This is a genomic window from Mesorhizobium sp. CA4 (genome assembly GCF_020165075.1).
Lineage (GTDB): Bacteria > Pseudomonadota > Alphaproteobacteria > Rhizobiales > Rhizobiaceae > Mesorhizobium.
Genome location: NZ_JAIUHK010000022.1, coordinates 24192 through 36955, shown reverse-complemented (window position 1 = coordinate 36955; position 12764 = coordinate 24192). Strand labels below are relative to the sequence as shown.

The 12764-nt window shown below is 57.0% G+C and carries 14 protein-coding genes; 8 read left to right on the top strand and 6 right to left on the bottom strand.

Annotated elements, in window-relative coordinates:
* Window position 1: 1 nt before the first annotated feature.
* The 6 genes from LB528_RS18605 to LB528_RS18580 all read right to left on the bottom strand — a co-directional run bounded on the left by LB528_RS18605 (window position 2) and on the right by LB528_RS18580 (window position 5237).
* Window positions 2-547: a TadE/TadG family type IV pilus assembly protein gene (locus tag LB528_RS18605; RefSeq protein ID WP_224715866.1), complete on the bottom strand. Its 546-nt coding sequence runs from the start codon at window positions 545-547 to the stop codon at window positions 2-4.
* A 5-nt stretch (window positions 548-552) separates the two neighbouring features.
* Window positions 553-2097 carry a TadE/TadG family type IV pilus assembly protein gene (locus LB528_RS18600; RefSeq protein ID WP_224715865.1) on the bottom strand — a complete coding sequence of 515 codons (1545 nt, stop codon included), beginning with the start codon at window positions 2095-2097 and terminating at the stop codon, window positions 553-555.
* A gap of 69 nt (window positions 2098-2166) precedes the next feature.
* Window positions 2167-2463 (bottom strand): hypothetical protein, encoded by a 297-nt coding sequence (locus LB528_RS18595; RefSeq protein WP_224715864.1) that lies wholly within the window; start codon window positions 2461-2463, stop codon window positions 2167-2169.
* On the bottom strand, window positions 2450-3904 hold the full coding sequence (locus tag LB528_RS18590; protein WP_224715863.1) for a type II and III secretion system protein family protein: 1455 nt from the start codon (window positions 3902-3904) through the stop codon (window positions 2450-2452). The genes LB528_RS18595 and LB528_RS18590 overlap by 14 nt, the downstream gene beginning before the upstream one ends.
* Before the next feature lie 52 nt (window positions 3905-3956).
* Window positions 3957-4994 carry a Flp pilus assembly protein CpaB gene (gene cpaB, locus LB528_RS18585; protein WP_224715862.1) on the bottom strand — a complete coding sequence of 346 codons (1038 nt, stop codon included), beginning with the start codon at window positions 4992-4994 and terminating at the stop codon, window positions 3957-3959.
* Between the two features lie 69 nt (window positions 4995-5063).
* Complete coding sequence (locus LB528_RS18580; protein WP_224715861.1) at window positions 5064-5237, bottom strand: Flp family type IVb pilin; 174 nt, start codon at window positions 5235-5237, stop codon at window positions 5064-5066.
* Between the two features lie 499 nt (window positions 5238-5736).
* On the opposite strand from LB528_RS18580, the gene LB528_RS18575 reads away from it, so the two are divergent.
* From LB528_RS18575 to LB528_RS18540, 8 genes are all read left to right on the top strand, one after another.
* A complete protein-coding gene (locus LB528_RS18575) occupies window positions 5737-7122 on the top strand; it encodes a CpaF family protein (RefSeq protein WP_224715860.1) in 1386 nt (461 codons plus the stop codon).
* Window positions 7122-8093, top strand: coding sequence for a type II secretion system F family protein (locus LB528_RS18570; protein WP_224715859.1), 972 nt, complete (start codon window positions 7122-7124; stop codon window positions 8091-8093). Before LB528_RS18575 ends, LB528_RS18570 begins: the two co-directional genes overlap by 1 nt.
* A gap of 99 nt (window positions 8094-8192) precedes the next feature.
* Window positions 8193-9056, top strand: coding sequence for a type II secretion system F family protein (locus LB528_RS18565; protein ID WP_224715895.1), 864 nt, complete (start codon window positions 8193-8195; stop codon window positions 9054-9056).
* A gap of 52 nt (window positions 9057-9108) precedes the next feature.
* Window positions 9109-9654, top strand: a complete 546-nt coding sequence (locus LB528_RS18560) for a tetratricopeptide repeat protein (protein ID WP_224715858.1) — start codon at window positions 9109-9111, stop codon at window positions 9652-9654.
* Window positions 9651-10175, top strand: coding sequence for a prepilin peptidase (locus LB528_RS18555; RefSeq protein WP_224715857.1), 525 nt, complete (start codon window positions 9651-9653; stop codon window positions 10173-10175). The genes LB528_RS18560 and LB528_RS18555 overlap by 4 nt, the downstream gene beginning before the upstream one ends.
* 99 nt (window positions 10176-10274) lie before the next feature.
* Entirely contained in the window at window positions 10275-11072 is a 798-nt protein-coding gene (locus tag LB528_RS18550; RefSeq protein ID WP_224715856.1) for a sterol desaturase family protein, read from the top strand.
* On the top strand, window positions 11044-11730 hold the full coding sequence (locus tag LB528_RS18545) for a methyltransferase family protein (protein WP_224715855.1): 687 nt from the start codon (window positions 11044-11046) through the stop codon (window positions 11728-11730). The genes LB528_RS18550 and LB528_RS18545 overlap by 29 nt, the downstream gene beginning before the upstream one ends.
* Before the next feature lie 13 nt (window positions 11731-11743).
* The gene (locus LB528_RS18540) at window positions 11744-12727 is read left to right on the top strand and encodes a phosphatase PAP2 family protein (RefSeq protein WP_224715854.1); all 984 of its coding nucleotides are present in this window, start codon (window positions 11744-11746) and stop codon (window positions 12725-12727) included.
* Window positions 12728-12764: the final 37 nt, after the last annotated feature.

Sequence of the window (12764 nt, the reverse complement as noted above, 5' to 3'; positions counted from 1 at the left end):
ATCAGAACCGGATCAACCGCTCCTCATGCGCACCGCTCAAGGTGATTGGACCGATGCCGATAATCGACAGCATACCGATGCCGGTATACGGGTAGTTGCCCGACGCTCTGACGATGCAGACTTGTGCCGTGGTGGAGCGGTACTGGGTGACACCGGCTTGCACAGCATCGTGGCAGGAGGCGGCGGCGGCAATGGTCACCGTCGCGTTGTTCGATGCTCCCCCAGATTTCTGCCAGCCGGTGATGCGCGCATTTCCCGATCCAGCTGCATTACCGAACACGGCTATATTGGCGGCCACGGAGGCGCAATTGATGGCCCCGAAGCCAGCATATTGGGTATAAAGCTGACTGTTACAACGCGCCCCGAAGCGAGCGGCGTCGGTCAGCCCGGCTTCCATCAGCAGCTTGTCATGGATCAGGTTGCCAAATTCGAACACACCCGCTGACAAGATCAACATCAAAGGCGTAATGAGGGTCATTTCTACCAACACCGCGCCTTGGGTGTCGCGTCGAAACTTGATCAGGCGCCGGAACAACGTTCTGATCATCGTCATCACCGGTAGAGCTGCGCTTCGTCACGCAGGAAATTGTTGAGGGTCCCTTGACCGTTGGCCCCGGTGACGTCGACCAGTTCGACCATGACGGAAGCATCGTCCGAAGCAGATGCTACGGGTTCCGTAAGGAAGAAGCTGCCGAAGGCTTCGACTGGCAGATTGATGCTGTGCCCAGATAGGTCGTTGCCCGCTGCCTCGAGCGCGTTGCAATTCAGGATGGCCCCATAAAGGAGGCGGCGATCCACAGAGGTGATGGGCGGCTGACACGCGTTGGCTGGTGTGCCGACTTCGCCCCCGGTTGAGGCGTGGCCAACCAGACTGTTGGCAATTTCGTACTGATAGACCTGATATCGTGTCGGTTTGGTTGCATCCCAGGAAGGCGGATGGCTGGTGGAACCAAAGTTAGTGCTCCAATAGCTCGAAAGGTTCCAATTGCCATCGCCCATCCGTCCATTCATGTACGGCGTTGTGGCATCTCTGGGCAGCCCCATGTTGCCAGGACCATTAAAGGTCAACTGGTTATACTGAGGGCACTGGTTGCCCTTGCTGCTAGGCACGGCTCCCTTCCGGACATTCGAGGCCGGCCCATATTGGGCGCTGTTGAAGCCGCCGCCGGTTGCCCTGATCCCGAAACGGACGTTGAAAGCATCTTGCACAGGTCCCGCGTTCTGTCCCGTCTTGGTTGATACATGGCCGGATTCGTAGCAGCCAATCGGCTTCGAGGTTGCGATCGTCTCGGCGAGGGCCTGGGCTCCATTTCCCACGCCGGGGGGAGGCTCAAGGAAGCCGAAGTTGCCCGGACCGGCAGCGGCGCCGTTTCCGACCTTTCTCAGTTCGATCAGCCGACGGTGAACGACCGGGTCGGAAACAGCCTGCTGCAGCGTGTATCCACCAGCGCTGTTCGTTCCGTTGGCATTCATTTCATACGGGTTGCAGATGAAGACCGGAGTGAAATCGCAGACGCCGGAGACGAAGCCTGCAACGGAGACCGCGCTGACGTTGAAGCCATTGTTGGCGGCGTTGCCGGTGAGGAACGAAGCCGGGAAGATTGCCGCGAAACCGATCGGCGTGACCGTCACTTGAATGAAGCGCGTTTGCGCTTCCCCGGTCCCAACGTTCGCATCGGCCACATAGGTCGTTAGGTTCGCCGCCGTTATCTGGGTGCTGTCGGACGCCGGTATTCCCTTGAGAAAGCACCAGGAAATGTTCCCGGCGGCGTTGCAATTGGCAGTGCCGCCTGGTTGGCCGGAGGTCAGAGTAAGCTTGCCATTTATCCCAACCGTCGAAAAATAGCTGTCGTTGCTAACCAGCGTCGCCATAGCGCGCTCGGCCCGGATCCAGGAGCCGCTGCTGCCATCCAGCTCTGCAGCGCCGGCAAGCGCGAACGCGTCCGCCGCCTTCTGCAAGTCGTTGTGCAGGTTGTTTACCCGGCTCATGTCGATAGCTAAGAGCGAAAAGCCGATGATCACCGGCAACATGACGCTGACGAGTATCAGCGCTATACCCCTCTGATCGTGCCAGAACGCGCGTACAATTCGCAACATGGCCCTACCCTTTGCCCCTCGGTGTCAGGCTCCTCGCATGCCTAATGCAACTGCTTCCTTTCATTCAATTCACTGCGTAGTCACCACGCCAGAATTGCCGACATTGACTGTGATGTTGGGCGGCGGCGGGGACGCCGGCAGAAGCTTGTATTTCTGAACGACCGCCATTGAGCGCGCGCCGTCGCCTTCGATCTTCGTATTGTTGGAAGCCGGATTGTACGGATCGACCGTCTGCAGCAGCTGGTTGGCTTTCTGCGAGTCGCCCGAGGCCAAGGTCATTGTGTCGTAGTTGTTCAGATAGTCCGCGGCGCAGCCTCCAAGCAGGCTGGAACCTAGCAGGACGAGCAGGAGCTTATTTCTTGACATAGGCAAGCTTGTCCTTCGATTTCACATCCAGCATGTGGCCGTAGGGGCCGATGACGCCGTCGCCATGCTCATACTTGCGGATCATGTCCTTGCTGACTTCGAGCTGGCCGAGCAGGAACAGTTCCGGATCGTTAGCGGGTTTGGTCTTGTCGAACGGTGTCGCCAGCTGCTCGCCGGGCTTCACCGGCCGCACGACGTGTGGCGTGACGATCACTACCAGTTCGGTCTCTTCCTTCTGCGTGCTCGAATTGTGGAACAGGGCGCCGATGATCGGCACCTGACCGAGCCATGGCACCTGGTCTTGAAGCCTCGTGTTCTTGCTGGACAGCAGACCGCCCACGGCGAAGCTCTGGCCGTCGCGCAGATTGACGACGGTCGCCAGCTTGCGGTTGGTGAAGATCGGATCGCCGGCGGGCGTGAAGCCGGTGAGGTCGCTGACTTCCGGCGCTAGCTTGATATGTATCTTGCCGTCGTCGAGCACGACCGGGGTGAAGTTCAGATTGACACCGAATTGCTTGAACAGGATTTCGATCTCGCCCTGGCTGTTGACGCTGCGGATCGGTACTTCGCCGCCGGCGTTGAAGCTGGCGGTCTCCCCGGAAACCGTCGTGAGGTTCGGTTCGGCCAGCAGTCGCACAACCCCCTTCGATTCGAGCGCCTCGATGATCAAATCGACCTTGACGTTGCTATCGATGATGCGGGTAATCAGCGCTCCGAAGGGACTGGCGGTCGACAACAGGCCACTAAGTAGCTCTCCATCGCCAAGCACCACCGAATTGCCGTCGTCGTCCTTCGATATAGCGCCGATTCCGGTTCCAGTGCGGGTCGTGCCACTTCTATTTGTGCTCCTGAAAGAAACGCCAAGATCCCGCCCGGCGTTGCGCTTCGCTTCCAAGATTCGAACCGAAAGATTGACCTGCTCGCTGTCATCGATGGTGACTGCGTTGATGATCGAGTCGGGTCCATACTGCTGTGTAACTTCGACGATTTGCGCCAAGGTCGCGGCGTCCTTGACATGGCCGCTCAGCCGAACCTTGCCGTTGATCGAACCGATCTCGATGCGCGCCTTCGGCGCCACCTGGCGGATAGCTGCCGCCATATCGCTGACATCCTGGCCGACCTCGATCTGGATCGCACCCAGCGAGCGCTTGTCCTCGGAAAAGAGATTGACCGTCGTGGTGCCGAGGCTCTTGCCGATGATGTAGAGCGTCTTGTCTGTCATCGGCTGCGCATCGGCGATCTTCTCGTCGCCGACCACGATGTCGCCCAGTGTGGCGTTGACCTGGATCGTCGCGGATTGCGAGACCGGGATGAAGATGCGATGGAGCGACGGGCTCGACACGTCGATGAAGCGGTCAGCTGCTCTCGCCGAATGCCCAGAGACCATCGACAACGACATAGAGAATAGCGCCGCCGCCATCCTCACACAGAACCCGTCCATCCTCGTCTCCCCACTTGCTGCCGCTTGGCAGCCCCTCGTCTTGCGGCCGCTTTCAGCGTTGGCGCGGCACTTCATAGGTCTCAAGCTTGACCCCCCGGAACACTCCGATTGTGGCCTGTGCCGGCGGTTCGGGCTGTACGTACTTCACCACTTCCTTGACAACCTGCTGGGATGCCGCAGTGACCGCCGGCGCCGGCTTGACCTTGCTCAATTCGTCTATCCGGCTGTCGACCCGCTCGACTGCCTGGGCAATGCCATCGATCTTATCGTTGGCGCGCTTTCGTTCCTCGGCGGCGGCGGCATCGGCGGCTTTCTGCCGGTCGAGATCGGCCTGCCTCTTGGCGACGTCGTCGGGCGTGTCCCCGGTCAAATCCGAAAGCGTTACGCGTTCGGTGGTCTCGCCCTTGTTCGCTGCGGCTTGGCGGAGGGCCAGCGACAGCTGGCCGGCGCCGGCGGCAAGGGTCAGTTTCTGCGCGTCCTTGGTACTGACTTCAACGGTAACTGCCTTCACCACCGTCGGGCTTTCCTTGCTCTCGTCGGCAACCTGGTCCACGGCAAGCACTTTGACGCTCTGCAGCAGCACATCGACAAAACTCTTGTCCGGGCCTTCGTCGCTGCGAACGGTGCGAGTCAAAAGAACGTCAACCCTATCGCCGGGAAAGACGAAGCCGGCGACGCCGAGCACGTCATTCACACGGATCGAAACTGCCTTCATGCCTTCCGCCAGCACGGCCGAAAGCGTGGCTCGTTGGCCGGGGCCGGTGATCTTGGTGGCGAGAACGGGTTCATTAGTGCCGATCGCCTGAAGTGCCTGCTTGGCGCCTTCGCCCGCCAGCAGGTCCTTTGTTGTCTTGAAAGCTCCGGCTGGAACTGCGCCGGAGGGCCATGCGACTTCGCGCAGCTTGTCCGCTGACAACGTGTCGCCAAACTTCAGCGGGACCGCTGCCACCACAACTGTGTCGCGTTGAACACCGTCCTCCGTGCGCGCCATGGCACTGCGCTGGTTGGCCAACCAGAGGTTGGCCAGCACCACAGCCAGCACACCGAATACGCTAGCCAGAACGATCATAATAACTGTGTTTGCGCGCATCCTGTTGCCCTGCCCGAGTTTACGTCGACGCCGGGAAATTTCCCGGCGTCGATCATGCCAATCAGGATATCATGGCAGCGTCGTCGATAACGTCGTCCACTGGGTGCCGACCCAGGCGCCGACAACAATGACCGACGCGATAACTGCCACGGTGATAATGCCGAGAAGGATCGTGTATTCGACCATGGCAGCACCGTTTTCATCGTCGCGGAACTGCCGGGCCATCGTCATGAGTTTCTTCATGCCAATTCTCCCTTTGGAGGTTTGAACCCGACGAGACAGAGCCAAGGAATGAACTCCATACCCAAGCATCCCCCGTCACGTTCAATCCTAGGTCCCGCGAAAAAGCCGAGTCAAATGGATTAACAGTCCCTTAACCCTGTAATACTCGGTCTAAGACTTTCTCAATTTTGACAACAGCTTGATTCGCTTGGATTTTCAAGCGCTCTTAACCATTCGTTCACAATTCGGCCATACCCGTGCCTGCGGAGCAACACATTAGACATTTGACATATATATTTATATTAAACGGCTTAGTTGCGCTCCCGGCTATAAAATGAGACAAAGGTCTTAGGACTTTGGTCGATCGGCGCCGAGTGGGACAAAATAAAACGATTTCCCGAACCTCTATTTTTTAACTATGTCGCAAGTAATAAGTCCAGTTTATCCCCCGGGCCGCTTGTGCCTCTCGTGGTTAACGCTTAGTTTCGACATCAGGGGAACCGCTAGGGGATTGGGCGGCATGTTAGGTCGATTCATCAAGGGGGCAGGTGAACAGCGCGCACCGCAATCAACGCAGGTGCCCCTGGTACCCAATGGCGCGGCAGTCGTGCAGCCGGTCCAAACCGAGCCAGCATCGGACGATTTCCTTTCTCTTAAGGTCGAGCTACATCGCCATCTGATCGACCGCTTCAACCTGACGGCGCTAGAAAACGCGTCCAAGGACGAAATCCTGAACGAGATCCGGCCGATCGTACGTGAATTCGTGCGCGGTCGGAATGTTCCGCTTAACGCGCGCGAGCTCGATCAGCTGACCAGCGACACGGCTGACGAGATGTTGGGTCTCGGGCCGATCGAGCCGTTGCTCAAGGACGATTCGATCGCCGATATTCTGATCAATACCCACAACCACGTTTTCATTGAACGTCGCGGCGTACTCGAGGAGACCTCGATCCGCTTCCGCGACGAGGCGCATCTGCTGCGCGTTGTGAACAAAATTGTTTCCAATATCGGTCGAAGGGTCGACGAATCCGCGCCGATGGTTGATGCCCGTCTCGACGACGGTTCGCGCGTCAACATTGCCGTGCGGCCGATCTCGGTCGATGGCCCGCTGGTGTCGATCCGCAAATTCTCCAAGCATCCCTATTCGCTGGAACGCCTGATCGCGTTCAACTCCATTCGTCCGCCCATGGTCGATTTGCTGAGGGTCGCAGTGCAGTCGCGCAAGTCAATCCTTGTTTCGGGCGGCACCGGTAGCGGCAAGACGACGCTGCTCAACGCGCTCTCCAGTTACATTCCCCCCAAGGAGCGCCTGATCACCATCGAGGACGCAGCGGAGCTACAGCTGCAGCAACCGCATGTCGGGCGACTGGAGACGCGCCCGCCCAATGTCGAAGGCAAGGGCGAAGTTCGCCAGCGCGAGCTGGTGAAAAACGCGCTGCGCATGCGGCCAGATCGGATCATCGTCGGCGAGGTCCGCGGCGAGGAAGCTTTCGACATGCTCCAGGCCATGAACACCGGTCATGAAGGCTCGATGACGACCATTCATGCCAACACGCCTCGAGATGCGATCTCGCGCCTCGAGCAAATGGTTGGCATGGCAGGCATGCCAATGACCAATGACTCGATCCGGGCGCAGATTGCCTCGGCGATAGACATCGTCGTGCAGACGCAGCGCCTTTCCGATGGCGGGCGGCGTGTTATCTCAATATCGGAACTGACCGGCATGGAAGGCAATGTCGTGCAGCTTCAGGAGATCTATCATTTTGTTCGCCGCGATGTTGGAGCGGACGGTGCCATCGTCGGCGAGTTCCGTGCCACCGGCGTTCGCCCGCGATTTGCTCAAGAAGCAGCAACACTCGGCCACCATTTTGGGAAGGACGCTTTCAATCCACAGGTTCCGCTCTGATGCCGACAGGTCAAACCCTTCTCTATTTCATATATGTGTTGGCAGCTGCATCGATCATTCTAGCCGCGGAGTCTTTTTACCTGTCGTTTGCCAGCCGGCGCACGCGAGCCGGAGTGATCAACAGGCGGCTCCAACGCCTGGGAGAAGACGCCCCAGCGGAGCAAAGCCTGCATAGTCTGCTGCAGGAACGGGGTTTGACGGCATCTGGTGACTTCCTTTTTGGGGCAGTGGGGCTCAATCGCCTCTACACTCAATCGGGCATAACCGGCAATCCATTGGCATTTGTTACGGTGTTCCTGCTGGCAGGCCTGGTTCTTGCCTTAATGCTGCCGCTGCTGTTTGGCTTTTCGGCTGTAACAGGGATCATAGTTTTCGCGTTGGTAGGTTTAGGCTTGCCTCTGCTCGTGCTGCGTAGAGCACGGAACAAGCGCATCCAGAAGTTCGCTGCTCAACTCCCTAACGCACTCGATATGATCGTGCGTTCGCTGCGCGCCGGTCACCCGACAACGGTAGCGATCGGCCTTGTTGCACGAGAGATGCCCGACCCGTTGGGAACCGAGTTCGGCATTGTTTCGGATGAAATCACTTTCGGGCTTAGCCTTGAGCAAGCTGTGCGGAAATTATCTGAAAGAGTGGGTTTTGAGGGTCTACACTTAATGTCGGTCTCTCTTTCCATTCAGGCAAAGACCGGCGGCAATCTAACAGAAATCCTTTCAAACCTGGCTTCCGTATTGCGAGAGAGGCAAAAACTGCGGCTGAAGATACGAGCACTTTCCGCTGAAGGACGCATGTCAGCTTGGATTATCTCTTTGTTTCCAGTTTTCATGTTCGGCATTTTGATGGGCATTGCCCCGAGCTATTATGGCGATGTCTGGGGCAGCTCGCTGATCTTACCGGTGTTCACGATCTTCGGATTTTGGGCATTGCTGGGAGTTTTTATCATGTATCGGATGGTCAACTTCGATTTCTGAGGAGCGCGATCAGACTTGCTGACCAATATCGGAAATTCGCCTACCTTCTCTCTTGCCGTTTTTTTGGCAGCTGCGGCGCTTTTCATTTTCGCTTCACTGATGATTATGCCGGTTCTTCAGACAAGACGAATGGTATCGCGAGCCCTCTTATCCGAGGGGATTGCCAATCGCCGTTCGCTCGGTGCCCAGCAAGAACTCAACAAAATTTCGGCACAGCGGCCGGTCGATGCCTATTTTCGCGCTTTGGAAAAGGAGCGTGGCGAGCCCAATGCACTGGAAGCGAAGCTATTTCGGGCAGGATTTTATCAACCAAGCGCGCCAGTTATCTATACTTTGACTCGTCTTGTCTGCGTGTGTGCCGGATTCTTGGGGACATACGCATTGCTATCGCGCGTGGTGCCGCCTCAATTGCCTGGGTTCATCGCATTCGCGGGCTCGGCACTGATAGGTCTTGGCTGCATCGTGATTCCCAGCATTATGCTCGACCGCTTCGAAAGTGCGCAGAAGCAGATCTATCGCCGTGGCTTCCCAGACTTCATGGACATGATGACTACGTGCGCAGACGCTGGCATGAGCCTCGAGGCGGCAGTAGAGCGTGTGGGCGGCGAAATCGCCGGTACTCACAAATGGCTCGGTATTCAGCTCTCGATTATGAATCTGCAACTGCGTGCCGGCAAACCTCTGCGCGAGGCGCTGCGCGAGCTTGCCGATCGCATCGGCTTGGATGAGGCTAAGGCCTTGGCCGTGCTGTTCCGTCAGTCGGAAGAACTCGGCACCAGCCTTACCGAGGCTTTGCGTGTCTACAGCGATGAAATGCGTAATCAGAGAATCATGCGCGCGGAAGAGCAGGCCAATGCGCTACCGGTCAAGATGATGATCCCTCTGGGCGTTTGCATTTTTCCAGTTGTGATGATGGTGATCATGCTGCCGGTGATCATTCGCATGAAGGGCATTTTCTTCTAAGTCGTCGTATGATTAGCTTCTAAAATAGAGTCGGGGACTCGTGGGACACACAATGACAAAGCGCCTCGCAGTCGCGGCCAGCCTGCTGCTTATCTTCCTTGCAGGTTGCCAGACGAATGACTCCACCGGCGGCGTGGTTCGCACAAACGAGCCTGCAAAAGGCGACTACACCGCCTTTGGCGATGCTTTCGATGGTCTGAAGACGATTGGCGATGTCGACTATTATGCTTCGGACCAAGCTGTTGCCGAGGCCAAAACCCAGTTCCGCTCCGAGAACTACGGCAATTCCGGCGCCTTGTTTTATAAGGCGACCCGCCTGGCACCCAACGATGGAATCGCCTGGCTAGGGCTCGCCGCGTCCTGCGACCGCATCCGCCGCTTCGACCTAGCCGACTTGGCCTATGGCCGAGCCTACCGGCTGCTCGGCGCGACGCCGGAATACTACAACAACGTCGGATACTCCTATTTGCTGCGCGGCAAATTGCAGGACGCGCGAACAAATTTCTTGAAAGCCTATGAACTCGCGCCAAACGACCCGACGGTGGCCAACAATCTCAAGCTCCTGTCGTCTAGTGTACGCAACATCGAACGCTCATGAGCCTTCTGCTGGCTGCTTCGCTGCTGCTCAGGGCGCTGGCTATTCCACTGCTGGCCAGGGTCGCCTGGATCGACTTCTCCACCCAGAAAATCGCCAATCGTGACGTTCTGCTACTGCTTTGCCTGGGTCTCGGTTCGCTGCAACTTTTGTCTCTTCAGTCGGGATCGTGGTGGGATATGGGCCTGAGCGCCATTGCCGGCCTAATCCTGTTCATCGCGCTCTTTCCGTTCTGGACTATGCGCAAAGTTGGCGCCGGCGACGTCAAGCTGATGGCCGCGATGCCGTTTGTAATCGGCGGCAGCAATTTGGCGGTGTTCTCGGTTTTGCTGCTGATATTCGCTGTGATCACGGCAGTGGCGGTCAAGAACCCGTTTTTATTGCCGGCCGGAATGTTTCGCGTCTACATCCAGCATCTGGACAGAAAGGGCGTGGTGCCGTTTGGTGTGCCGATTTCGGCAGCCGCGATCTGCACGATAGCTGTGCAGATTGCATACGGTCTGAATGCATTTGGCCAGCCATAGCGTCGGAAGTCAACCAAGCCGATTAACCCTTCGGAAACCATCACCTTGCGCTAAAGTAATTGAAGTGGTTGGATCGGAAGGTGTCGGCGGGGGCGCCGTATGGATGTCTTGAATTTCAAAGCTCTTTTGATCACGGCGCTGATCTTTGTGCCGCTCGAGCATCTTTTCGCTCTGCGACCGGGCCAGAAAATTCTCAGGAAGGCTTTCCTAAACGATCTGATTTACGCCGTGTTCAACGGGGCCCCAATAACTCTTGGATTGATTGCGACCGTTACGCTTGCAACCAGCACGTTGGGGCGGCTTGTGCCAGGCTTTGTAGGCGCCGCCATATCGTCTCAACCGGTCTGGCTCCAGATCATCGAGATCATCGTCATAGCAGACATCGGCTTTTACTTCGCTCACCGGGCTTTCCACGCCATCCCGTTTCTTTGGCATTTCCACGCCATTCATCACAGTATTGAGGAACTTGACTGGCTTGCTGGGCATAGGATTCATCCTGTTGATCAGGTTTTGACTAAAAGTGCTTCGTTCGTGCCGGTCTACCTGTTGGGATTTAGCGGCGAAGCAATTGCCCTATTTGCATTTATCTTCCATGCTCATGCCCTGCTGCTGCATGCCAATGTAAAATTAAATATCGGTCCACTCCGATGGCTGATTGCTTCTCCTCAGTTCCATCATTGGCATCACGCAAATGAACGGGCAGCGTATGATAAGAATTTTGCCGGGCAGCTTGCCTTCCTCGATGTTGCCTTTGGGACGATGCACCTCCCTGGCAAGACAGTGCCTGAGCGATATGGCATCGATGATGCCATTCCGTCGAACTACATCGAGCAACTCGCTTATCCACTAGTTCCAAGAGGCAGGGTCAATGAAACTCCCTCCGCCAACGACGCGTGATTTCATCGGTCGCGCGGCCATGACGCTTTACTTCACGGTCTGTGCGACCTTGAAGGCGGCAACAACGATCGCGGACATCAGCACCGCGGAATGGACGGTGTCATGGTCGATTGACATCGTGGCGAGCATTGCTGCGCTTGGCTTTATGATGCTCGTGGTCGCAACTACTGTGACACGACTCCCCCCTGTGAAGACAGCGCAAGGGGTCGAACCTCGCATTTCCGCACTGATCGGATGCTTCGCCACTGTAACCTTGATCGCCGTTCCCAGAATCCAGATTTCACAGCAGGTCGAGCTTGTAGCCGATATCATCACCATTGCCGGTTTCGGCCTATGTATTTGGTGCCTATGGTGGCTTGGGCGATCGTTCAGTATCCTTGCCCAGGCAAGACGGCTCGTTACGGCGGGTCCATACCAGATAGTGCGACATCCACTTTACGCCTGTGAAGCGATCGTTCTGCTCGGCATTGTCTCGCGCAATCCGACCTGGCCAACGGTTGCTGTCGGCGTGATAGTCCTTGCGTTCCAATATCGACGGATAGTCAACGAGGAAAAGGTCTTGCGGGCGGCCTTTCCCGAGTATCAAGAATACGCTCAGCGTGTCCCCATGCTGATTCCGCGTCCTTCTGGTCAAGCGTTGCCGGCGTCCGATCCATGATAGGAAGAATATTATGGGAACAAAAAACCATCTTTGTACGACGCTCATCATATCAGCACTATTGGGGATCATTGACCTGGTTTGGCTGTCCCATTCACAAGTTCGCTTTTCGCCGCTGAACTGGCCTGCCATTGGCGCAGTGGCACTATGTGTCTGCTTGGCTGGGATGGCTTCTCGGCTCGTTGCCTGGCGCGTGCGGGGCGACAATTCGAGGATGGGCCAATTTATTCGTAGGGCGTCCGATTTCCTTGGTAACCTAACGCTTGCCGCCGCGGTCTTTGTCCCACTGCTGATCTGCTCGACCATTCTAATGCATCTTGCTAGCGCAACGGATCGCCCGTTAGCCGATCCGACGCTTGCTTCCATTGATGCTTGGCTTGGATTTGACTGGCCGTGGTTCCTTTCGGTCACCAACAACAGACTGACAGCCCCTGTCCTAAGCGTCGCCTACCATGCGCTCGGACCACAGGTGCCGCTCGTGTTTCTGTTGAACATTGCCAGACGCAGAACCGACAGGTTGTTGGAGTTCATCACGCTGCTAGCCATGTCATCCATTCTGGCGGGCGGGATAATGGCATTTGTACCCGCAGAGGGCGCCTATGCCTACTTCAAGCCGACTGCGGATCAGTTCAACCACTTCACCGCCCAAGCAGGGATGTGGCACTATAAAACTCTGATGGCGTTGCGATCAGGTGAACGGTTCGATCTGATCATGGCCAATAGCAACGGGCTGGTCACCTTCCCCTCCTATCACACCGCGCTCGGCATCATGATCGTCTACGCGCTTCGGGATTATCGCTGGCTGTTCTGGTCCGTAGGTTGCCTGAACGCCGTAATGATCATAGGCACACTTCCAGAAGGCGGACACCACCTCATCGATGTGATTGCGGGCGCGATTGTTGGCGTTGCCTGTATTCTCGCCGTCAGGAAGATCGGCTCCTACAATCGTGAGAAAGCCTTCACAACTCCGGCGGCGTATCCGCTACCTGAAGCATAGCCCTGTTCCTACAGCGCAAAACGGCTCAGCGGTCGGT

Coding starts and splice junctions, on each gene's coding strand:
- LB528_RS18580 (WP_224715861.1), bottom strand. CDS start 5,237: ATGAAGAAACTCATGACGATGGCCCGGCAGTTCCGCGACGATGAAAAC.
- LB528_RS18545 (WP_224715855.1), top strand. CDS start 11,044: ATGAAACTCCCTCCGCCAACGACGCGTGATTTCATCGGTCGCGCGGCC.
- LB528_RS18575 (WP_224715860.1), top strand. CDS start 5,737: ATGTTAGGTCGATTCATCAAGGGGGCAGGTGAACAGCGCGCACCGCAA.
- LB528_RS18590 (WP_224715863.1), bottom strand. CDS start 3,904: ATGGACGGGTTCTGTGTGAGGATGGCGGCGGCGCTATTCTCTATGTCG.
- LB528_RS18595 (WP_224715864.1), bottom strand. CDS start 2,463: ATGTCAAGAAATAAGCTCCTGCTCGTCCTGCTAGGTTCCAGCCTGCTT.
- LB528_RS18550 (WP_224715856.1), top strand. CDS start 10,275: ATGGATGTCTTGAATTTCAAAGCTCTTTTGATCACGGCGCTGATCTTT.
- LB528_RS18605 (WP_224715866.1), bottom strand. CDS start 547: ATGATCAGAACGTTGTTCCGGCGCCTGATCAAGTTTCGACGCGACACC.
- LB528_RS18565 (WP_224715895.1), top strand. CDS start 8,193: ATGATTATGCCGGTTCTTCAGACAAGACGAATGGTATCGCGAGCCCTC.
- LB528_RS18540 (WP_224715854.1), top strand. CDS start 11,744: ATGGGAACAAAAAACCATCTTTGTACGACGCTCATCATATCAGCACTA.
- LB528_RS18570 (WP_224715859.1), top strand. CDS start 7,122: ATGCCGACAGGTCAAACCCTTCTCTATTTCATATATGTGTTGGCAGCT.
- LB528_RS18600 (WP_224715865.1), bottom strand. CDS start 2,097: ATGTTGCGAATTGTACGCGCGTTCTGGCACGATCAGAGGGGTATAGCG.
- cpaB (WP_224715862.1), bottom strand. CDS start 4,994: ATGCGCGCAAACACAGTTATTATGATCGTTCTGGCTAGCGTATTCGGT.
- LB528_RS18560 (WP_224715858.1), top strand. CDS start 9,109: ATGACAAAGCGCCTCGCAGTCGCGGCCAGCCTGCTGCTTATCTTCCTT.
- LB528_RS18555 (WP_224715857.1), top strand. CDS start 9,651: ATGAGCCTTCTGCTGGCTGCTTCGCTGCTGCTCAGGGCGCTGGCTATT.